Source organism: Bacillus sp. AC266 (assembly GCF_979253805.1).
Genome location: NZ_CEEDEC010000006.1, coordinates 365,508 through 387,430, shown reverse-complemented (window position 1 = coordinate 387,430; position 21,923 = coordinate 365,508). Strand labels below are relative to the sequence as shown.

General features: G+C 33.9%; 19 protein-coding genes and 4 pseudogenes. 10 read left to right on the top strand and 13 right to left on the bottom strand.

The window, feature by feature from the left end:
• The first annotated feature begins 339 nt into the window (after window positions 1–339).
• From AC0IXC_RS23950 to AC0IXC_RS23940, 3 genes are all read left to right on the top strand, one after another.
• A complete protein-coding gene (locus AC0IXC_RS23950; RefSeq protein ID WP_471653466.1) occupies window positions 340–519 on the top strand; it encodes a hypothetical protein in 180 nt (59 codons plus the stop codon).
• Window positions 520–699: 180 nt separating this feature from the next.
• Complete coding sequence (locus AC0IXC_RS23945) at window positions 700–888, top strand: hypothetical protein (RefSeq protein ID WP_471653465.1); 189 nt, start codon at window positions 700–702, stop codon at window positions 886–888.
• A gap of 23 nt (window positions 889–911) precedes the next feature.
• Window positions 912–1,817, top strand: coding sequence for a multimodular transpeptidase-transglycosylase / penicillin-binding protein 1A/1B (locus AC0IXC_RS23940; protein WP_471653464.1), 906 nt, complete (start codon window positions 912–914; stop codon window positions 1,815–1,817).
• Window positions 1,818–2,295: 478 nt separating this feature from the next.
• On the opposite strand, the gene hfq is transcribed toward AC0IXC_RS23940, so the two are convergent.
• The 3 genes from hfq to AC0IXC_RS23925 all read right to left on the bottom strand — a co-directional run bounded on the left by hfq (window position 2,296) and on the right by AC0IXC_RS23925 (window position 3,907).
• Window positions 2,296–2,481: an RNA chaperone Hfq gene (hfq, locus tag AC0IXC_RS23935; RefSeq protein WP_471653463.1), complete on the bottom strand. Its 186-nt coding sequence runs from the start codon at window positions 2,479–2,481 to the stop codon at window positions 2,296–2,298.
• Window positions 2,482–2,675: 194 nt separating this feature from the next.
• Window positions 2,676–2,816: a hypothetical protein gene (locus AC0IXC_RS23930; RefSeq protein WP_193654115.1), complete on the bottom strand. Its 141-nt coding sequence runs from the start codon at window positions 2,814–2,816 to the stop codon at window positions 2,676–2,678.
• A complete protein-coding gene (locus AC0IXC_RS23925; RefSeq protein ID WP_471653462.1) occupies window positions 2,813–3,907 on the bottom strand; it encodes a response regulator aspartate phosphatase in 1,095 nt (364 codons plus the stop codon). The genes AC0IXC_RS23930 and AC0IXC_RS23925 overlap by 4 nt, the downstream gene beginning before the upstream one ends.
• Window positions 3,908–4,135: 228 nt before the next feature.
• Here AC0IXC_RS23925 and AC0IXC_RS23920 point away from each other — a divergent pair, with 228 nt between their 5' ends.
• The 3 genes from AC0IXC_RS23920 to AC0IXC_RS23910 all read left to right on the top strand — a co-directional run bounded on the left by AC0IXC_RS23920 (window position 4,136) and on the right by AC0IXC_RS23910 (window position 7,152).
• Entirely contained in the window at window positions 4,136–4,585 is a 450-nt protein-coding gene (locus tag AC0IXC_RS23920; RefSeq protein ID WP_471653461.1) for a helix-turn-helix domain-containing protein, read from the top strand.
• Between the two features lie 29 nt (window positions 4,586–4,614).
• Window positions 4,615–4,932 carry a transposase gene (locus tag AC0IXC_RS23915; RefSeq protein ID WP_471653460.1) on the top strand — a complete coding sequence of 106 codons (318 nt, stop codon included), beginning with the start codon at window positions 4,615–4,617 and terminating at the stop codon, window positions 4,930–4,932.
• A 186-nt stretch (window positions 4,933–5,118) separates the two neighbouring features.
• The gene (locus AC0IXC_RS23910; RefSeq protein ID WP_471653459.1) at window positions 5,119–7,152 is read left to right on the top strand and encodes an SIR2 family protein; all 2,034 of its coding nucleotides are present in this window, start codon (window positions 5,119–5,121) and stop codon (window positions 7,150–7,152) included.
• A 283-nt stretch (window positions 7,153–7,435) separates the two neighbouring features.
• On the opposite strand, the gene AC0IXC_RS23905 is transcribed toward AC0IXC_RS23910, so the two are convergent.
• The 6 genes and pseudogenes from AC0IXC_RS23905 to AC0IXC_RS23880 all read right to left on the bottom strand — a co-directional run bounded on the left by AC0IXC_RS23905 (window position 7,436) and on the right by AC0IXC_RS23880 (window position 13,175).
• Entirely contained in the window at window positions 7,436–8,866 is a 1,431-nt protein-coding gene (locus AC0IXC_RS23905) for an IS4 family transposase (RefSeq protein ID WP_471653458.1), read from the bottom strand.
• 174 nt (window positions 8,867–9,040) lie between these two features.
• Window positions 9,041–9,667 carry an ABC-2 transporter permease gene (locus AC0IXC_RS23900; protein ID WP_452094049.1) on the bottom strand — a complete coding sequence of 209 codons (627 nt, stop codon included), beginning with the start codon at window positions 9,665–9,667 and terminating at the stop codon, window positions 9,041–9,043.
• A complete protein-coding gene (locus AC0IXC_RS23895) occupies window positions 9,660–10,529 on the bottom strand; it encodes an ABC transporter ATP-binding protein (protein ID WP_471653457.1) in 870 nt (289 codons plus the stop codon). The genes AC0IXC_RS23900 and AC0IXC_RS23895 overlap by 8 nt, the downstream gene beginning before the upstream one ends.
• Window positions 10,530–10,531: 2 nt before the next feature.
• Complete coding sequence (locus tag AC0IXC_RS23890; protein WP_016128586.1) at window positions 10,532–10,906, bottom strand: GntR family transcriptional regulator; 375 nt, start codon at window positions 10,904–10,906, stop codon at window positions 10,532–10,534.
• 764 nt (window positions 10,907–11,670) lie between these two features.
• A pseudogene (locus AC0IXC_RS23885) lies at window positions 11,671–12,774 on the bottom strand (M56 family metallopeptidase); the annotation flags it as partial.
• A gap of 2 nt (window positions 12,775–12,776) precedes the next feature.
• Window positions 12,777–13,175, bottom strand: coding sequence for a BlaI/MecI/CopY family transcriptional regulator (locus AC0IXC_RS23880; RefSeq protein WP_471653456.1), 399 nt, complete (start codon window positions 13,173–13,175; stop codon window positions 12,777–12,779).
• Window positions 13,176–13,361: 186 nt separating this feature from the next.
• Between AC0IXC_RS23880 and AC0IXC_RS23875 the strand changes: the two are divergent.
• From AC0IXC_RS23875 to AC0IXC_RS23865, 3 pseudogenes are all read left to right on the top strand, one after another.
• Window positions 13,362–14,411, top strand: a pseudogene (locus tag AC0IXC_RS23875) (IS4 family transposase); the annotation flags it as partial.
• A 513-nt stretch (window positions 14,412–14,924) separates the two neighbouring features.
• Window positions 14,925–16,222, top strand: a pseudogene (ltrA, locus tag AC0IXC_RS23870) (group II intron reverse transcriptase/maturase).
• 143 nt (window positions 16,223–16,365) lie between these two features.
• Window positions 16,366–16,752: pseudogene (locus AC0IXC_RS23865) on the top strand (IS4 family transposase); the annotation flags it as partial.
• 295 nt (window positions 16,753–17,047) lie between these two features.
• Here AC0IXC_RS23865 and AC0IXC_RS23860 read toward each other — a convergent pair.
• Both AC0IXC_RS23860 and AC0IXC_RS23855 read right to left on the bottom strand, forming a co-directional pair.
• Window positions 17,048–18,193 (bottom strand): DUF418 domain-containing protein, encoded by a 1,146-nt coding sequence (locus tag AC0IXC_RS23860; RefSeq protein ID WP_471653455.1) that lies wholly within the window; start codon window positions 18,191–18,193, stop codon window positions 17,048–17,050.
• A gap of 39 nt (window positions 18,194–18,232) precedes the next feature.
• Complete coding sequence (locus AC0IXC_RS23855) at window positions 18,233–18,715, bottom strand: thioredoxin family protein (RefSeq protein ID WP_471653454.1); 483 nt, start codon at window positions 18,713–18,715, stop codon at window positions 18,233–18,235.
• A 664-nt stretch (window positions 18,716–19,379) separates the two neighbouring features.
• Between AC0IXC_RS23855 and AC0IXC_RS23850 the strand changes: the two genes are divergently transcribed.
• Entirely contained in the window at window positions 19,380–19,892 is a 513-nt protein-coding gene (locus tag AC0IXC_RS23850; protein ID WP_471653453.1) for a hypothetical protein, read from the top strand.
• Between the two features lie 418 nt (window positions 19,893–20,310).
• On the opposite strand, the gene AC0IXC_RS23845 is transcribed toward AC0IXC_RS23850, so the two are convergent.
• Together AC0IXC_RS23845 and AC0IXC_RS23840 are read right to left on the bottom strand one after the other, a co-directional pair.
• Window positions 20,311–21,048, bottom strand: coding sequence for a geobacillin-26 family protein (locus AC0IXC_RS23845; protein ID WP_471653452.1), 738 nt, complete (start codon window positions 21,046–21,048; stop codon window positions 20,311–20,313).
• 215 nt (window positions 21,049–21,263) lie between these two features.
• A complete protein-coding gene (locus AC0IXC_RS23840) occupies window positions 21,264–21,791 on the bottom strand; it encodes a polymorphic toxin type 44 domain-containing protein (RefSeq protein WP_471653451.1) in 528 nt (175 codons plus the stop codon).
• Window positions 21,792–21,923 lie beyond the last annotated feature (132 nt).

Below are 21,923 nucleotides of genomic sequence, written 5' to 3'. Positions count from 1 at the left end.
CATTAGTACTTACAGTTCGATAGTGTATAGTCATCTATCTTTCGGAAAATAGGCACAATAAAAGTAAGATTTTAGACAGATAGCTATTAAAATACAACTGTAAACAAAAGTTGAAAGGTTGAAGAAAAATAAACGTAAATATTAAAAAAGTTGAAACAACGAAACCATTAAATAAAAAGAAATATATTATTGGGGCATTAACAGTAGTTGGAATTGCTAGGTCAGTAATAGAGCCAAAGACAAAAGAGTCTTGAATATGGAAAACGGAAGCCCGGTGGATATGCCGATTTATGAAAAGTACGGTTTTAAAACAAAATCACGAGATAAGATTTAGACAACATGGAAATGGCTGAAAAAAAAGCAAAGAAAAATAATGTTAGTTTTCAATACTATAAAGAACACGAAGCCGAATTCATAAAAGCAGAAAAGGAAGCAAAATTAAAAGTGGAGCAAGAGAACCAAGCTGAAAGAGAGCGACAAGAAGCACCAAAACAAGAAAAAGTTAAAATAGATTCTTAGAAAGACAAAGTAAAAGAGTTATCGTTAAGTGATAAAAGTAAAAGTGAAAATTTTAATGAAATTGATAGATTTGCACATGATTATAAAACAACGGAAGACGAAACCGCGCAATTTTTCATTAACATCTATAACGAATATAAAAACAAAAACTATCTTAAAGACTTATCAAATGATCAGTATATGATTACAAATATCTTTAAGTCAGAATTTGTTGAAAAAAATTCAACTTGGAAAGAAAGAAAAGATTTCGCTTTCGATTTTTGGCAAAACTCAAAGTATAACTATCGCGGTGTAGATACACCAAGCAGTCAAGGAACAAAAGCAAATGAAGACCAAATGAATAAAGTATTAAGCAAAATTGGAATGTAAAAAACAACTTGGAGGGAATACATATGTCAACATTTTTAGATTTAATTGCTTTAATATCATTAATTGCTTCAATCGTATTTTTCGTGAAAGGGTTCAAGAATAAACCGAAATTTAAGAAAGCCGCTTTATTCTTTTGTGCAACATGGGTTTTATGGTTCGTATCAGCTATGATTTCCCCGGAACCAACAAGGGTAAATGGTAAACAGGAAGCAAAGGAAAAAACAGAAACTAAAAAAGAAGAAAAAGCGAAACAAGAAGAGGCTAAGAAAAAGCAAGAAGCAGAAGAAAAAGCGAAACAAGAAGAGGCTAAGAAAAAGCAAGAAGCAGAAGAAAAAGCGAAACAAGAAGAGGCTAAGAAAAAGCAAGAAGCAGAAGAAAAAGCGAAACAGGAAGAGGCTAAGAAAAAGCAAGAAGCAGAAGAAAAGGTGAAACAGGAAGAGGCTAAGAAAAAGCAAGAAGCAGAAGAAAAAGCAAAACAAGAAGCAGAACAAACGAAAGATAGCGGGTTAAATGAAGCGCAAGCACAAGAAAAAGCGGAACAAATGAAGACGGCGCAAGGTCAGGGCGCGCGTAATAAAGATGTCAAGTTATCACAATTAGGTATCCAAACAATAAAAGATGGAATCAAATATACAACACCAGCGCAAGATATTCACATTGAAGCAGAAGACAGTTTAACAAGAATTGTTGCTATTATGCCAGTGGGAACAACGAAAGAACAAGCAAAAGAAGTAGGAGATTCATTGGCACGACAAGTAGCAAGTTTTGGAACGATGGGATTATATGTTGATTTAAACTCACCTAGCAAAGACTATTTAGGGGAATATTGGGAGAATTTTAGCGGTGATATTGGTATCTTTGACAGTAACCAAAAACAGTTAGCGCGTGGATACATTAACAAATTGAATCCAGCTAAAATAAAGTGGTAACTTTGACAGAAAACGGCTTATTTTTTGTTAGGGGAGTATTTGCTTTTCTTAGTTTGATGGTGATACCCTTATATATAATATTTTGAATGTAAAAAGTAAGCTTCCGGCTATAATTAAGCGGTACTTTCTTTCTAATTAGCATTAATCTATTATATGTATGAATGTAAATAACTCATCACGTTTCTTTTAATGGGTAGATTATTTCCGTATGAAAAAGAGATCGGATATCCCGATCTCTTTTTCATACAAGGGTTAAAGATTAGTTGCCAATCCAACTCATATTTAATAATGAGAAAATTGAATCCTGCTATTAATTTCTCAACACGTTCCTTGTGTCTTTAACGTATAGTATACTTAATTCTTTTTATTTATGTATATTTCCTGGGGTGAATCCTTAGTATGGGCAAAAACACCCATACTAAGGATTCCTTTTTTATTTTTCACCACTTCATAAATTAAATTTTAAACTGGTATATATTTATAAAGAAACTGTTGAAATAGCCTGTTTATAAATAAATTGTTGATTTCCATTACTGGATACTAGAATTGAAAATTTATCAACAGCGATAATGATTCCAGGTACTCTTACTCCGTTTATTAAAAATATCGTTACTAATCTTTGTTCCTCTATTAATTTTTTATAAAAATCTTCTTGTGTATGCATTAATTGTTTCTTCCTCTCTTTAAATGTTCTAATCTTTTTAAATCATTCTTATGGGTGTAAAAGGAATGGTGTAACTATAGCACTTTTATAATATAGTTTGATTTTAATATTCTTTTATCTTTTAATTTTCACAAGGGAGACCCTTATATAAAAATAAAAGCCCTCACAATAAAGTGAAGACTTTTGTTTATTTATCAACCACCAGTGTGACCGTGAGCATACTGTACAACTTTATCCTCACTAAGCGCTTTCTGCGTATCATTTACATTTCCAGAGTTAAACATAAATGTGAATGCAGCTGTAATTCCAATTAAGCTGAAAATTAACTTCTTCATTTTAAAGCCTCCTTCTCAAAGTTTTGTTCTTCTGCTTGATGGCTGAGATAAAAATAATTACTTGCTTTTGAACGATTATTTTCTTGATGGAATAAAACCGCTAATTTCTTAGCATACTCTTGTACATATTCGTGTAAGTCTTCTCTATCAAAATACGAGATTCCTGTTTCAATCGTTTTTTCTAATTCGTCGGCAGTTACTTTTTGGTTTAATTTTTCTAAAATTAGAAAGTGATGTTCATACTCTTCATTTTTTAGTTCTCTACAAATTTCCAATCCTCTATCTATAAGGTTAGAAGTTTCTTCGTATTCACCAATTTTCATATGCTCCCTAGCTTTGATAAAGATCGCTTTATAATCTTTAGGGAGTTCTTGTGTCACTTCAGAGAGATAGCGTATTGCTAATTCCGATAAATTTTGGCCAGAATACATTAAACCTAAGTTGTGACGTACAAACGTAATGTATTTTTCTTCGCCAGATTTTTTAAATGTATTAATCGCTGTAATAAAGTGTTCTTCAGCTTCCTCAAATTGTTTTAAATGCGTACAAGCCAATCCAATTAAATTATCACATAATCCAATAGTAGTCTCATATCCTGCATGCTTTTTGAAAATCTCCTTTGCTTTGGTAGCTTCTTTAATTGCTGAAAGAGGCTTATAGATATGGTAATGGAAAGTTGATAGTTTGAAATAAAATTCAGCGTGTTCAATTTCATCCGGAATATGGTTTAATAGTACTTCGGCCTTGTTATAATGTTCCCTTGCACTTGTGAAATTACCTGTAATATTCGAATGAATAGCTTTAAAGAAATAGTAGTAGTATTGTAAAAACTGATCTGCAGGTACATCCAATGAATCCACTTTGTCAAAGCTGTCTTTCCCGATACTTAAACTATCAATCATATATTGATGACGAAAATCTAGTAGAGAATAGTATAAAAGTAGATTTTGGTCTTCCTCAATGCTATGTATTTTTTGATCAATCTCAAGTTTTAATTTATGCGCCTCTCCTATGTGTCTGGCACGAATCTCTATATACCAGTCATTTAACATTTTGGTAACTTGCTCATTCCCCTTTACTGAAACAATCATTATATATTCCCCCATCCTATAGAAGTATCTTAATGCTATTTAATACCATCATAGCAAACTAGCAACATTATTTGAGTGATTTCGATTTATTTTTCAACAAAATTCAGAAAAAACAGTTAACTTATATCAATTTTCTTTATATTAATACTTTAATCTGTACCAATTCACGCAAACGTGATAAGATTAATTTAATTAATTCACGTTTGCGTGAAAGGAGAGTGCTTAGAAATGAAAGCAGAACGAATTTTTGAGGGTACTAGTGAAGATGGTGTATGGAATAAGGCAATATTCAAGACGAAAGAAGGTATCTATTATTATGTGTCAGAGAATAGTACGATTGAGATAACTGGCCATGAGTATATAGATCTAGACATATTAGAAGAAGTACACCAGGGAGATGATCATAATTTATTTGCTGTAAAAGGGGATGAAAGAGACATTTTACAGCAGTTAGAGATGGATGGTTTTGATTATGAAGATGTTGATTGGGATGCCCTTAATCTGCTGGATAATGAAATTCTTAGTAGTACGGATGCAATAGAAGAATGGGGAATTGACGCATCAACTTTACGTAAAAGAATAAATGATTTTCCAAAAGGTTCAATCCGTAAAATTGGCACCACGTATGCTGTGACTCGATTTGGAATGCGCTGCGTCTTCGGAACAAATGAGAAATAAGTAAAAATACGCTAAGGGAGTGGAGGTCAATGAAGAATCACATCAGGAGTTCTAATGGGCAATTACTACAAACCAATAAGAAATGGTCTCACCTAAAGCAAAAACAGCGTGAAACCATATCAAATTGGCTGAGAGAGGCTTATATAGAGAAGATTAAGGTTCATAACCGTAGATTGAAACCGAGAGAACATGAGGATGTTTTAGAGAAGGTAATGAGTAAAATCTATGGTCTTGAAATTTGGATTCCAGATTACGAAGTAGAAAAATACTACAAAGGGAAAATAAATAAATGGTATAACAAACACATTTCATTGGAAGAAAAAAATGATAAGGAGGAGAAAATATGAAACATAGTATCGGAAATGTCAGTACTTCATATATAATCCGTCTAATTTTAAATACATATTAAAGTTAATTATTTTTTGTTTATAATAATATTAGTGAATAAAAGATAGTAATGTCTCAAGTGCACAATTATGGTAGAGAGCCTTTCAGAACCATACGAACACTCATTACGGGATGGAGAAATGTATATGAAAACACCGGATTACACACAAACCAGGCTAATTAGTAACATTGCCACTGATCTATTAAGTCATAATACAACATTTTTTATTGGTGCCGGCTTCTCAAGAGACCTTGGATATCCAAGTTGGGGTGGTCTACTTAAAGAAATTATCGAAAAGTACGACTTAATGGACAACATAAAGACTTCGAATCTATTTTATTTTCTATCTGAGAACGAAGACTCTATCAATAAAAAGATTAATGAAAAAATCGTAGAAAACTTAATAGGTGTTGATTTTTTACGGCTTGCTGGTTACGTAGACCTATTGTTAAAAGAGGAAAAAAATAGAGATATTAGAATCGAAATCAACAATATAATTCAAACCTATGAGGACGATAGAAAATACAAAAAGGAAGAATTCGATAAGTATCGTGTTGTTTTTTCATTTATTAGCGACTATATAACTGAATTAATAACTACAAATTACGACACAAACCTTGAATACTGTATCGATAAACATATTGTTATTCATAGAAATCTTTCAAGCGTTAACAAATCACCTCGCACAGTAAGTAAAGACAACATTAAAATATATAAGATTCACGGCTGCATTAAAGATAATGACAACGGTATTATTATTACAGAGAAAGATTATCAAGATTTTTCTAGCAGCAATAAATACATTTTTCATAAAATCTATTCAACATTTATGGAAAAAAATATAGTTTTTATTGGATATAGCTTATATGACCCTAATATCCGTGGATTACTAAGCGAAGTAATTGAGGAAATAAAACAGAATGAAGATGTAAAAAAGAAAATCTATTGGATTAACAGAGATACTATTAACGAAATTGATAAAAGATTTTACGAAAATATGTATTCAATACAAATTATAGATCAAATAGAAATCTTAGATTTCTTTAAAATCCTTATGGAACTTACTACAGCAAAGTGGAATGACGTTAAATTAATCGAAGAACAATGGATGGAATCTACAAAGGAACTGTTAATGTTACCTGAAATATCTCAAATTCATTTTAACAACATCATCAGTCATACTATCGATGCGAAGAAATATTCAGAAGTACTAAATCAAATATATCAAGCCTTTATTACAAATAGTTATGTACGAGCTACAGCTTGTAAAGCATTCTTCACTATTTTATCAAAAATGCCAGTTTCGGAAGTGGAAGCATTTGAGAGTAGAATAACCGATATCCTACAAACTGAAGATGAACATCTATTTCGCATTGTAGCTCTCATTTTAGAAGATTCTGAAGTGAAAAATATATTCATAGTAAAAGGTTATGAAAAAATATTATTAGATACACTGATTTCAACAGCACGAACAAATACCGCCTTTTATCAATATGAATATAATGCAAAAGGTTTGCTGGATTACTACGGAGCATTCAATGGTTTACTAGGTGATTTGGAAGACTCTTTCATAGATGCATTTTATTATAACTATAGTTACTTAACTTATTCTAGAACAATTGGTTATGCTTTTGAGAGTTTAAGATCTGTCCATGCGGGGTTAAGAAACCTTGATGAGGACATAGTAGTAAAAATACTACAACGATATCCAAATACTAGAAAATCAGATATTCAAGTCGAACAGATTGAAGAACTTATTTCAACCATTCCGGATCCTGAAAGACAAAACGAAATAAGATTCGAATATATTCATAAGAAACCTATTTTCGAATCTCTCCATCGTACAATATTAATGAGATTAACTAGAATACTGACTAAGGATAAGGGCTTTGAACCACGATTTGATGATGATTTCAAATTAAATGGTAGTTATGTATCCTCAACCAATAAAGGGGATGTTACAGTTAATGAGAACAATGAAGGATTTCTCATTTCGTATAACAGTGATAATTTAACTATTAAAGTTTCACCTAATTTTAAAACTGGAGAAACGCATTTAGTAATTAACAATACTGTTTTTAATGAAACTGATCCGTTAGAGATACGAGAACTTATCATTCCAATCATTAAAGAAACATTTGTAAATTGGGGATTACTATCAGAAGAAACAGTACAATAGTGATCTATCAAATGAGCTGTCCATATGGACGGCTCATTGTATTTTTTTTCTTAGCGTGAGGTTTTTCTAATTATCTTAACTAGTCATACGTTTTTTTATTTCTTTAAAGATTATTTAACCATACTAATCTTTTATAGTATGTGGGGTACCGCCACATGCCCATCAAGCTAAGCTTATATAAGTTTAATTTCATGTGAGATTTTTTCTTTTTTCTAAAGAGCAAGTGTAGGTGATCGAAAGATTTGCATACGAAATAAACCCTAACGGGTTTCACTTTTTTGAATTAAGCGGCTTGATTATCAGACATGGTACAATTGTAAACGACACCTAATATATCAAAGACCGTTTTTTTCTCATATCGATGAGATTTCCGCCCGTTTTGCTGTAGGAGATTGAACAGGCGAAGTAACACCTTTGATAGCTCTTGGGTGTTTTTTTGTATAGTTTGGAATAGAAGAAGAAAATAGTCTTTAATCATATATATGGCTTTATACTCACTAAGCTCTCGTTTTTTCTTCATGAGGAGCAATTGGCGCATTTGAAACATGATAGAAGAACAGAGGAGAATGGCAATCAATTGACCATATAAATGGCACTCCAATCGTTCTGGTTTTATCTTTTTACAATGATGGATTTGAAAGAATGACTTCCACGTTTTAAATAAAATTTCGATTTGCCAACGCAAAGAATACCAGTCATGTACCTGTCCCATCGGGACAATATCTGTAGGGGTGTTTGTCATATATACATTGATACCACTGAGCCGTTTACTACGAGGAGAATACTTCATTCCTTTCTTTTTTTCTCTTACAGCTTGATCTTGTAATCGTTTTTGTTGCTGTTGTTTTGTTAATCGGTGAACAATTACACGAGCTGGCACTTTATCAATCATTCCTACATAAGCATCAGCTATTTCACATGTTTGTCCTGGTTGAAGGGAGCCCATTAACGTCTCCATATCTATCTGTATATACTCTGTACCTTTCTTAATTCTTCCGTTTTGAAAATAATCAGGGTTAGGATTTTTTTGATACATACGTGTATTCGACTTGATACGAGAGATATAGTAGGCCTCTTTATCTTGTATATATTGAAGGTCTTTTAAATGAAAATAACCTAAATCTCGGATACATAAATCATTCGCTGTCACAGTTGGGGCACACAGAGAGCCGTAAGTGCGATCATGTTGTTTACCTGGACCTGTATGAATATGTAGGAACTGCCCACTTAACAAATCATACTCAAGTTGAATTTTTATCCCAGCCGTATGGCTGCATCCTCCTGCACCTGGATAAACCGATGAAAATACATCCGGGAGTTGAAATGCAGTTGAATCTAAAATACGAATACGCTTGAAGACAGAAGTGTATGGAGAAGAAATCGGCATAGATGCAGCCAATTTTTTCCTTAGTAGTTCGGCAAGTAGGTGTTGTAAAAGTTGGACGGCCGCCTTATTAAACCGTTGATTCAGTCCCTCAGGACTGATGAGTACTTCTGTTGATGCTTCTAAACAGCTAGATAACTGAGTTAAAGAAGTCATAGCTACATTTTGGCTCAACCATACACATAAAGCTACTAAATCTTTTGCTTGGTACTTACTGGTTCGTTGTACAAAGCCAACATCTCTAGCAAGATCCCGTAAGGTATTTGGAGATAAAAAGCTTTGAATCTCTTGAGCAAATAGTTGTAATTCGTCATACACAGAAACAGACATAAAAAACGCCATCCTTTCCTATGATTCTACAGAAAGAATAGCGTATTTTTTCATTTGAGGGGGAGAACTTTGTTTTATTAGTTTGATAGCGATTGAGTAGCACCAAAGCGTTTAAGAATAAAACTGTACAACAGTTATTTGTTAGGTATTCTATATTTCAGTTAAAAAGAATTTTTAAAAATCAGTACGTTTATAAATTCTCACCGTTAAGAAGTAAGAACCGATAAATATAAGCATGGTAACGATTGAAGCAAGTGTAATTAGTTGATTAATAGTAAATTGTGTAGTAACGCTATATACAAGGTCGGTAATATTTACATATGCCTCAATTGGTCTCCATAAAACAACACATACAGGGAAAATAATGCTGACAGCAGCCATCAAATATTTATTGGTGAAGCGATAGAAAAATGGTAAGTAGATAGACGTAAACAACATGACAGTAAGAACACTAACCACAATTGTCTGTGGAGTTTCAATTTCAACTCCATAAGTCGGGGATGCAACTTGAATTACTGCTTGTATCAATAATGAGAATAGAACTACTAGAATTGTAAACAACACTGTACCAATATATTTTGACATAATAATTTTATTTCTACTATAAGGCAGGCTATTAATAAATTTGTGACTATTATTCTTTTCGTCGTAATAATGTAGATTTATCATATAAGAACCAGCCACCAAAACGACTATGAACCCAAAACTTCCAAACGTCCCTATAAAAAAGCATATACCAAGTAGATAGAGTAAGATCAATAATTTTTGCAATCTAAAATCCTTTAATATTAAATTATACATATTGAACATTCCCCTTTTTTGTATAGTACATAATATCTTCTAATGTCGCTTCTTCAATTAATACATCATTCCCTAATTGCGTACGTGAACGGCTGGCGTTATTTGTGAGTGCTTCAAACCCCATGTTTGTTTCACGAATCCCGATTAATTGTTCTCTAATTTTAGGCGTAAGCAAGGATTTATCCCCTTTTACAGTTGCATATTCTTCAGAAATACTATGTATATCTTTTTCAAACACAATCTCACCATTATGAATAAATACAATATAATCAGCAATACGATCTAAATCAGTGGTAATATGTGTGGAGAAAAAAATTGTTTTATCTTGATCGACCATTAAATCATAAAGGATGTCTAAAAGTTCTCTTCGAAATACAGGATCGAGTCCAGATGTCGGTTCATCCATAAGTATAAATTCGGCATGGTGTGAAAGTGCAAACGCTAGGGAAGTCTTCATTTTCATCCCTGTAGACATCTCTTTCATTTTTATGTTAGTCGGTAACTCAAAGCGCTGTAAGTAGGATTGGAACTGATTTTCATCCCATTTTTTATACGCTGGAGCAATGAATTTTTTCAGTTGATGAATTGTCATATCTTCATAATAGATATTGTCATCGTATACGAATCCTATACGCTCTTTAATAGAAACTTGGTCCTTTTGATGATCTTTACCGAAAACTGTGATATCTCCGCTATCCTTGCTAATAAGATCCATAATAAGTTTAATTGTCGTACTTTTCCCAGCACCATTTGCGCCAATAAATCCCGTTACAAACCCCTTTTTGATGTTGAACGATGCATTTTTTAAAGAAAATCCCTTATATGTTTTTGAAACATTTTTCACTTCTACAATGTTCTCCATTTTTATTCCTCCTCATAAATATGATTAATAATTTGTATTAACTCATCCCTTAATAAATGATTAGCCTTACTTTCTCGAACGATTGTACTGAACTTTTCACGTATTGGATCACTTGGTTCATCCGCTCGTTGTTTCTTTGTTTGTTTTGCAACAAACGAGCCTTTCCCTACTATAGAGTAGATGTAACCCGCCTTTTCAAGTTCTTCGTACGCTCTTTTTGAAGTAATAACACTTACCTTCAAGTCTCTTGCTAATGAACGCATAGAAGGTAACGAATCATCTACTTTCAATGTTTCATTTGATATTTGTAATATAATCTGATCAATGATTTGTTGATAAATAGGAGACTTAGACTTATTAGATAGTAAGATTTTCATGATTCAACTCCTTGCCTTTTAAATGCTTATGAACACATTATATACAATGTGCACAATATATACAATATATACATTTGGAACGATGTTAATTTTTCATATAGGATACCGTCATATTGATATAAAGGCGTTATCCTTTCCTATGATTTCTCAGAAAGAATAACGCCTTTTTCATTTTAGGGGGTATTTTGTCTTGTTAGCTTGATAGCGATGGGGTCCCGCCACATTGCCATCAAGTTAAGAAATTCATTGTTCCCCAAAACGAAAAAATGAGCTTTTTTGTTACAAGTTAGCAGAAAATCCCGTTCTGGGGGCGCTATAAAATTTCAACTTTTTAGCAATGGGGTCTCACCAATATTACACGATTACCATAACTTCGATGTGAGAACTATTGGAGTATCGATGTTTCTCACATCATTTTCATATACTCAATGTAAATTCTATTAAATCATTTTTGATAAAAAATTTGATTACTTTTACTATTCTTATTGTATTAAAGCACTCCATAAGTATAACAACTAAACTTAATGCTATTTCTCTTTTGTAAAAAAGAACCCTGTTCCTTCTTCTTGTGGTACAAATCCTTCTTTAACTGACATATTTTCTACCATTTTTTGTTCCTCTTTTGTTATAACTGTAACTTGGTCCTTTTCATTTAACATAATTTCTCTGTGTTCTTGTTCCTCTTTTGTTACAACTCTTGAATAGTTCCTTTCATTAGTATTTACCATTTCTGTGTTTTGTTCTTTCTGCTGTTCATTTGATCCATCTGCACGTGCATTTAGTAAGGATAGAGATGAAACAGCAAGAATCGCAACAACTCCAATGGCAGACCAACGATAAGAGGCCTTTTTAAACTTTTTAATCATAAGAATTCTCCTTTTCAATGTTCTTTTATTTCTACTTAAGTTTGCTAAAGCTGGCACTTGATAATAACTTGAGTGGTGTTCTAAAAGGCTGATAATTGTATGACCATATGCAAGTTGTTCCTCTGAGTCTATATATGTAAGGGCGAACGCATCGCATGCCAGTTCCTGATCTTCCCTCATGCATGAGTAGGCATACCAAAGAATCGGGTTAAACCAATTTAGAATGAGTAAGCCATGCATAAGCCAATTCACACCAACATCTCTTCGTTTGATGTGAGCCAATTCATGATGAAAAATATATCGTAATTGTTGTTCATCTAATACTTTCATATGTACACTTGACAATAACACCCTTGGTCGAAAGAAGCCGAAAACAGTTGGGCTTGAAATTTTTCCAGCTAGGAGTAGTGAAATATCCTGTTGAACAGACATAGATTTCTTACAACTTTCGAAGATCTTGACAATCCTTCCATCTGTAATAACAGGTTGTTTTTTTATGTAGAGAAGTAAACGCCTATTCATAATTACGGTTGCAAGACTTAGGATGATAACCCCGGCAAGCCAAATATATAAAACGATTGTATAAAATGAAGACGTATCATCCTGTGGCTTTTTATTACTGTGCGTTTGTTTCTTACTTTCGGCTGGTTGTGTTAAATCAGATGCATAGTTATCTTCTTTTGTGACTATCTTTGTATCGCTTATATTAGTCCGCTCTTTTGAAGAAGAAACCACTACAGACTCTTGGTAAAAGGTATCAGAAGTTCCATTACTGTACGAAAGAATAGAATAGATACTGTAGGAACTATCTGGTGACCATGGTAATAGAAGTCTTACAATTAATATCATCCATAATAGATATTGCCATCGCGGGGGTAACTTGTTTCTAAGCAAGATTTTGACACATAAGATTAAACCAACTAATATACTTGCCATAATGGATGTTTCTATCACCCAATCAAAAAATCGAGGTAGATAGACGTTTACAAACATATCTATCATCATTATCTATCCTTCCGCTGATTTTCCTCAGTCTTCTCATCCAGAATACGTTTGAGTTCATTAATATCTTCTGAAGAAAGTTTTTCTTCTTTTAAAAAATTCACAAGTAAAGGTTTAAATGCTACACCACAGAAACGTTTGAGGAGCGATTTTGTTTCTACTTGTAGATAACTATCTTGCGATACTAAAGGATAATATGCATACATACGCCCTTTATCCTTATGGTAAGAAACAGCCTCTTTTTGGACTAATCGATTAATAAGCGTTCGAATCGTTTTCGGTTTCCAATCCATCGTTACCTCTAGTGCTTCAATCACTTCATTTGCTGTTTGAGGCGATTTTGACCAAAGAACTTTCATAATTTCTAATTCAGCTTCCGAAATTTTAGGTAATTCTTTCATTTTATAAAATTCCACCCCTTGTATTACGTTTGTAATCTGTAAACTAATATTACGAATGTAATCTTTAATTGTCAACCATATTTTGGGTTTGTAAATATATTCTCATAAAAATTAGGAAATTAATCCCAAAAACAATGAAAATACGCTATTCTTTCTGTAGAATCATAGGAAAGGATGGCGTTTTTTATGTCTGTTTCTGTGTCTGACGAATTACAACTATTTGCTCAAGAGATTCAAAGTGCCCTATCTCCAAATGCCTTACAGGATCTTGCTAGAGATGTTGGTTTTGTTCAGCGACTGAGTAAGTACCAAGCAAAGGATTTAATCGCTTTATGTGTGTGGATGAGCCAAAAGGTTGCTACGACTTCTTTAACTCAGCTATCTAGCTGTTTAGAAGCATCAACTAAAGTGCTTATCAGTCCTGAGGGACTGAATCAACGATTTAATCAGGAAGCTGTTCACTTTTTACAACAGATATTAGCCAAACTACTAAACAAAAAATTAGCTTCATCTGTATCGTTTTTTTCTCCCTATACTTCTGCTTTCAAACGTATTCGTATTCTAGATTCAACTGCATTTCAACTACCTAATTCTTTTTCAAGCGTTTATCCAGGTGCTGGAGGATGCAGCCATACAGCGGGATTAAAAATTCAATTGGAGTATGATCTATTAAGTGGACAGTTTTTACATATTCATACAGGTCCAGGAAAACAACATGATCGAACCTATGGTTCTCTGTGTGTTCCAACCTTGAAAGAAAATGATTTGTGTATTCGGGATTTAGGCTATTTTCATCTGAAAGATCTTCAACATATACAAGATAAAAAGGCTTACTATATCTCTCGTATTAAATCAAATACACGTATTTATCAAAAAAATCCTAATCCTGATTATTATCAAAATGGAAAACTAAAGAAGAAAACAGAATATAAACAGATAGATATAGAGGCATTAATGATTTCTCTTCAACCAGGGCAAACATACGAAATATCTGATGCTTATGTAGGAATGATTGATAAAGTGCCAGCTCGTGTAATTGTTCATCGACTTACAGAAGAACAGCAACAAAAACGATTACAAGATCAGGCTGTAAGAGAAAAAAAGAAGGGAACAAAGTATTCTGCTCGTAGTAAACGACTAAGCGGTATCAATATATATATGACAAATACCCCTACAAATATTGTCCCGATGGGACAAGTACATGATTGGTATTCTTTACGTTGGCAAATTGGTGTGTCCAGATAAGGACACATTATCTAGTTGGTGAAAGTCCAATCGGGAGAATAGACTCCACTCCCGTAGCCTGAGAGGCGCCATGAAGTGAAAACGACATGGCGAAGCCCTCTGACATCACATGCAAAAGGCATGTGGGCAAATCTCCAGGTTGTAACGTACAGTGAACGTAGACGTAGCCTCGTTACACGCAATTCCGGTGGCTGAGACGGTCGATAACGTGCGAAAGCAGCAAGAACTGACCGAAACGAGTCTGGAACGGCAGTTCTCACCGGCGGGGTATCAGCGGCGACATGGAGAGAAAGATAATGTGGAAACTGGAGAAGCCCTCGACACCCGATGAAGAAACCTCATCGAGGAGACCGTCTCTATAACCGCGATCGGGAAGTGAGAATGGTAGGTGTCAGGGTGGCGGAACGGATCGTAGTACCAGAGATCTGCGTGCAGCAAAACGCGCGGGGAGGGAAGGGTCCGAACCTGTAAATATTTCGTACGACCAAAGGAGGCAAGGGTGCCATGACAAAAACACCTATTACTTTGCAGGAACTAAGGCGACGAATCTATCAAAAGGCGAAGTCTGAACCTACGCATCGGTTTTGGGGACTATTTTCCCACATTACCAAACTAACAACCCTCCATGAAGCATATCAGCATGCGAGGAAACCCCAGGTATCGACCGTCAAAGTTTCGCTGATATAGAACTAGAGGGAGTTATACCGTTTTTAAAGAACATCCAAGCAGAACTGCAGGCTGGAACATATCAACCACAAGCTAATCGTAAAGTAGAAATCCCAAAAGCAAACGGCAAAATGCGGACACTGCAAATCCCGTGTATACGGGACCGTGTGGTCCAAGGAGCGCTAAAACTCATATTGGAAGCTATCTTTGAGGCTGATTTCTGCCAAAATTCCTACGGATTCCGACCAAAACGCTCCCCGCATCAAGCGCTGGCAGAAGTACGACGTAGTGTGCTGCGTCGTATGACCACAGTCATTGATGTTGATTTGTCACGTTACTTTGATACAATCCGGCATAACATCCTACTGAGGAAAATCGCAAATCGTGTCCAAGACCACCAAGTTATGCACCTAGTAAAACAGGTGGTAAAAGCCGCAGGAAAGATTGGAGTCCCGCAAGGGGGACCGTTCTCACCACTCGCGGCAAACATCTACTTGAATGAGATAGATTGGACATTTGATGCCATTCGGCGTAAAACGACCAATGGCAACTATGAAGCTGTGAACTATCACCGATTTGCCGATGATATGGTTATCACCGTAAGTGGGCACTCCAGTAAACGGGGGTGGGCTGAACTGGCACTGCGACGACTGCAGGAACAATTGGAGCCTTTGGGGGTTGAACTGAATCTTGAGAAAACTCGGATGGTCGATGTCTTACAGGGAGAGTCTTTTGCCTTTCTCGGATTTGATTTCAGGCGAATACTGAACCGAAATAAGACCCGATACTTCATATGCATGACCCCAAAGAAGAAAGCCCGTACGGCAGTGAAAGCAAGAATCCGCGAACTCATTCAAAACGCAGGAGCTAAACCCGCACAAGATTTAGTAAAGCAAATCAATGCCGTACTAAGAGGATGGGTAAACTACTTTCGGGTTGGAAATTCCAGCGGAGCATTTAGCGAAGTGCGTGACTATACGGAGATGAAAATCCGTACACTGCTGACGAGAAGGAAACGGCGACGAAAGCGTAGCATCGGATGGCAGAGATGGAGTAATGAATATCTCTATGGTGTACTGGGGCTCTACTGGGACTGGAAAGTCCATTCCCTCAAAAGTGCAGAGGGATACCGATGAAAGTGCCTGCCATTTGATAGGTCTCATAACCCTTTTGATGAAGTTTATGGGGTGAGCTGCTTGAGGGAAAACCTCACGAGCAGTTCTTATGGGGAGGGGCTGGAAACGGGTCATAACTGATACCGCGCCAGTTCTTTACCCGACAGATTCTATTTAAAACGTGGAAATCATTCTTTCATATTCATCATTGTAAGAAGATAAAACGGGAACGGTTGGAATGCCATTTGTATGGACAATTGATTGCCATTCTACTCTGTTCTTCTACCATGTTTCAAATGCGGCAATTGCTTCTTATAAAAAAGAAGCGAGAACTGAGTGAATATAAGGCCATATATATGATTAAAGATTACTTTTTTCTTTTTTTCCAAGCTATACAGAAAGACACCCAAGAGCTATCAAAGATTCTAATTCGCCTGTTCAACCTCCTACAGCGAAATGGGCGAAAATCTCATCGATATGAGAAGAAAACAGCCTTTGATATATTACGTGTCGTTTATAGTTGTACCATGTCTGATAATCAAGCGGCTTAATTCAAAAAAAATAAACCCAATAGGGTTTATTTCGTATGCAAATCTTTAAATTCCCTACACGTAGCCTTTAGAAAAAAGAAGCAACCCCTACTATGATTGACGTTGTATGAGCTTAGCTTGATAGCGATGTGACACTACCCCTTTAATAAAGAAAAGACACCATAAGGTGCCTTCCTCTGACTTGAACCACTTTAATTTTAATAACATCATTTTACAATCACGAATATATCTTTAATCTTTCATATGATATTTTATCATATTTTTCAGTTAATGGCATCTAACTAGTAAAAATAGGTTACCACTTGTAAATTCCTTTTCTCCATACCCATTCAATAGGACCATAACGGAAGTGTTTACTCCAAATCCTGCTAAATATAATTTGTACGAAGATAATTAAAAAGCCGAAGATACATAGTTGCCAGTAATATACGTGTGAGATGTCTTTAAAGTACAACGAAAGAAAGACAAGAGTTAGTATACTTTGGGTAATGTAATTCGTTAAAGCATACTTGCCTACTTTCATAAAAGGGTGCAGCGACTCTATGTATTTTTTATTCTCACAAGCTCTAAGTAGAGTACAAATATAGAATATAGCGAGCGTCTTCCCTCCAAACAGAATCCATAATTGTACATTTTGAGAGTAATAGACATCTGTTTTTATAAAATAGCAGATAATAGGACAGGAGAGAAGAAATGAAATGCATAACGAACTCCACTGTAAAAATCTAATTTCCTTTATTAATTCCGGTACCCTTTTAAAAATATCTTTCTTACCCGCCCATAATCCAATTAAAAATAAGCCTATATACTCCGGAATTCCTATTAGTAGTTGCTGGAATTCCTGGGTCATTAGAAAGAACAGACGAGCTTTGACTTGATGTGAATAATGTGTAAATAGATTCACCGTGTGATTAGTAGTATTGCCTGTAAACATATATTGATAGTAATTTGGTACTGCAGGAATAGAAGAACTTGCTTGTATAAATAAAATAGCATGTAGTGTATAACTAACAAGCAGAGAGATGCAGCCGACTATAAAAATCAGCTTTGTAGATCGCTTATAAAAGAACAATAGGATAAAACCAGCTATGGCATACGCATGTAGAATATCTCCATACCATAGAAAGAGGAAGTGGAGTAAACCGAAGAGTAGTAAGATACACAGTCTGCGGCTAAATAGCCTATACATAGGATACCCTTTTGCTTCTGTATTTTTCATAAAGATGTAAAATCCTACTCCAAATAAGAATGCAAAAATAGTATAGAACTTGGATTGAATAAACAAATCTACTAAAAGGCGAATCACTTTATCTGTACCGGAGTAACCTGCTTGATTAAAGGGATCTAGTCCCGTCATAGTAGGTAGATTAGCAAATAGGATACATAGTATGGCTATACCTCTTATTATGTCTAAAGAATGAATACGAGCGTTTTGTTGCATGTAAATTCCCCTTTCTTACAAAGAAAAACGAGCACTATATTAACTAGCGCTCGAATTACGTCTCGCAAAGAATCCGTCATATGTAGCAGCTGACACTGCCCCTTCTAGGCGTTCAATTTCTTCGCCTCTATTATAAGCTACAACAACTGGAGTACCAGGAATGTCGAACTCTTGAAAGGCACTTTGATTTTCTGGCGTAGAGATATCAATACGATAGATGGTTCTATCATGCTTTTTTGACATACTATCGATATCTGGTGCAGCCTTTTTACAATAATGACAGGTTGGTTGATAGTAATACGCAATAAACTCTTCCTGGGATTGTATTTTTTGCTTTAATTCTTCTTTTGAAATATCTTTAATATTTTTGAGTGATCCTTTTGTGTCTGCAGCTGACACCATTGTTTTGTTTGGTGTTACAGTCTCTGGGTTAACAGATTCATTTTTAGTTAAAGTAAAGATAACGATACAAGCAACGCATAATGTAGTAACAATTGCCCCAATTTTGTAGACTTTTTTCATAGTAAATTCCTCCTTAAAGTAAAAAAAAGGACAAACCTCGCCCGAGTTAACTGGGCGTAAGGTTTGTCCTTCACGCTACGTACAATAGAGTATAAACAATGGTAACAAATTTTCTATCTATATAATAACATAAGATTTATATAGAATGCTATAAGAATTTTAAAAGCAAAGAAAAGAAACAACCTAGTTTATATAATTTCATGTACCAGATTAAAATTAAAACATTCACAACCCTATTAACAAGGGATTCTATGCAGTGCTATATCTGTTTAATCTAACTTACAGGGGCAATATACTTCGCTATTAAACGTGAAATTATTCAACACACAATGCTTCAAAAAGTCCATTTATTTATGAAGTATGGCTTAAGTACATTTTGATACCTTTTGAAGTGGTTTACGCCACAATAAATATACTGTATCTAAAGGTGTACCTTTTGGTATTGTTAAACTACTTCATCTTTTATATAAAGTTAAAATTGTAGTATATAAAGTTTTTTGATAATTATATATATAGATTTATAAGATGAAGTGTTTTGGGATGCTAGAGATACAGCTTATCGAAGTTAATTAATGGCGATGTGTACTTTACGTGGTCCTTTGAAGCTTTTGTACTATACAGAGAATTAATAAAAGTAGGTCTATTTAAAAAGGAAACTAGAAAAATGAAGAAAGAATTATACGAAGGACTAAAAAAGGCTGGGGAACAAGCTACAGATTATGCAGATACAATGACCTTATTCTGGGGATATGAAGAAAGCTCTGGAGATAGTGATTTAAGAGAATTTAAAAACAAAACAATTCAAATTAATAGCGCATTGCTGGCAAAAAAAGAATCTAAAGGTTTTAATAAGTTAATTGAAAATCTGAATACGAACTTCCAGCAATTCGTAATAGATTTAAACGGTGCATATTATTTTTCACCTGTATTTTCTCATTGTAATATAGATGAGCTATACTCTAAGATAATTGAACTTTCGAATCGGAATATTGGAATTATGATTGATATATTTAAAAAGAGGTATAACGATTTAGATAACAATCCAGAGTGTAGATTGGATTTAGATAATCTGAAAATCTTAGAGTTTAAATTTAATGAATATATAAATTTAAAGGGAACAACACCGAAAACGGTCCTCTTAACGGAATTTTCAAATGTAATAAAAGATATAAAATAATATATGTAAGTGATGGAAGATTTTTGTTCATATTTGATTAGAAGAAAAAAGAGCCTGTAGGCTTCCTACAAGTTCTTTTATTTCAGGTGAATCTACAGGAGTAATGCTTTGACAGATATATTATATAATATATCTTGATATGTGAAATTATAACATTTGAATATTATGCAAATCCAGGGAGGCGAACAATTGTCTTGAATCCATAAAAACCCCAATTAAACATTTAGGAATAGATGAACTTGACTGGGCCGTTACTGTTGAATAAAACTTAGATTTTCAAACGACTTTATTGTTATATTTTTTAGTGTGTAAAGTATTTTACATCAAAAATTAACTAACTTTATTAGCATTTTACAATTTAACTTTATTCCAAACCAACACTTAGATATACGGCGAATTTCATTATTTTCATAGGTAATTAAACTTGTACTCTTTCATAATAAAATACACAATTCCATTGTTCATCTGAGATTTTTTTTAAATCTGGAATTGACCAAGCTGCAATTCCTAAGGCTGTTAATATTCCTAGTGTTACTGTCCAAGGAGTGGGAGTTTCTATAGCTGCAAGTGCCATAGCTGCAGTTTCCCCACCAACTTTACCTATATAAGACATTTCAGCCTGATCTAAACTAATTATGCTACTACGAAAGCCAGTGAGGTCTTTACTATTTTTATCATTCTCTTTTACATTTTTCGCATTTCGTTCTGGAATTTGAATAACCCAAATGTTATTTGTATAAAAATAATATGCATATCCACCAAAAGTATTTGATTTAGATGAAATCAATTTTAAAGGTTGCATATATTGAACATCTGATTTTAATTTCCTTGATATTTTTTGACTCTCTAAATCAATCGTTTGATGTGATGTTGTATTTTCTTTAATGTTTTTAACAGTAACATCAACTTGATTAGTTTTTTTGTCAAATCTAGCAGTGGAAATTAAATTTTCATCTGAGGATTGTATTATACGTTCCTCTTCATTATTGTTGATAGTCTTCAATAAAATATTCTCTGTAGCTTTTGTGTTATTAACTATACTAGTAGTTTCACTTGGTGAATCAGTCTTAGCAGCGAAAGATAATGTCGGCATCATTGTTGCTAAAAGACTTAACGATGCAATTGAAGTAATTACTTTTTTATTAAATTTATTCATTTATATTCCCCTCATCTGTTTTATCTGACTATTTTAAAGTAACAGAAAAATATAGCGTACACAACAATAATTTAAATTATTTTCCAAAAAAGTATATTTAAGTTAATGTAATCCTATTTTAAAATTGTTCTTATATAAATTTTTAACTTCGTTCTTTTCTTAAAGTATTGTGCTATAAAGCTATATTTATCTAAAGTATGCTAATTTAAATTAATTTAAATATTAGGTATAGGCTTGGGAAGTGTTTTATTATCCCACATTTGAGCCCCTTTCATGATCCAAACCCTATCTTTAACTTCATCAAAATAACCTTTTGCCCAATCCTTTATGTGTGGTGGATTCCATATTTTGTTCATTTCCTCAAAGTTTAATAATTGTGCGGTTGAAAAACCAGCAGCCCTCCCTATATATCCAAAATGCATATCCCCTAAGTCTTCACCTGTCATAGCACGATTATCAAAAATATACATGTTTTTACTACCATAAATAAATTTGTAATCCCATTTTCCTCCATTCTGTAATTGATTCCCAAAGAAATTATTACTACCTTGCGGATATTGATTCTCCTGAGCTCTTTCAACTTCATATGCCATAAGTAAAGCATTCCTTTTCATAGTATAGGAAAAGGTTGTTGTAATATCATTCGGTGGTATTGATCCAGTATTGATTGCAAATGTAGGACTACAAAAGACAAAACTCATAATTATGGTAAAAACAGATAGATAGAAAGACCTTTTTTTCATAGTTTCCACTCCTTTTTTGTAAATGTTAAAACATGAAAAGTGTACACCTTTTAGCGCTAAAAATAAACAAAAAATTCTTAAAAATGTATAATTTTATAAATAAAAGGAATTTTTTGTTTATTATCTTGTGAA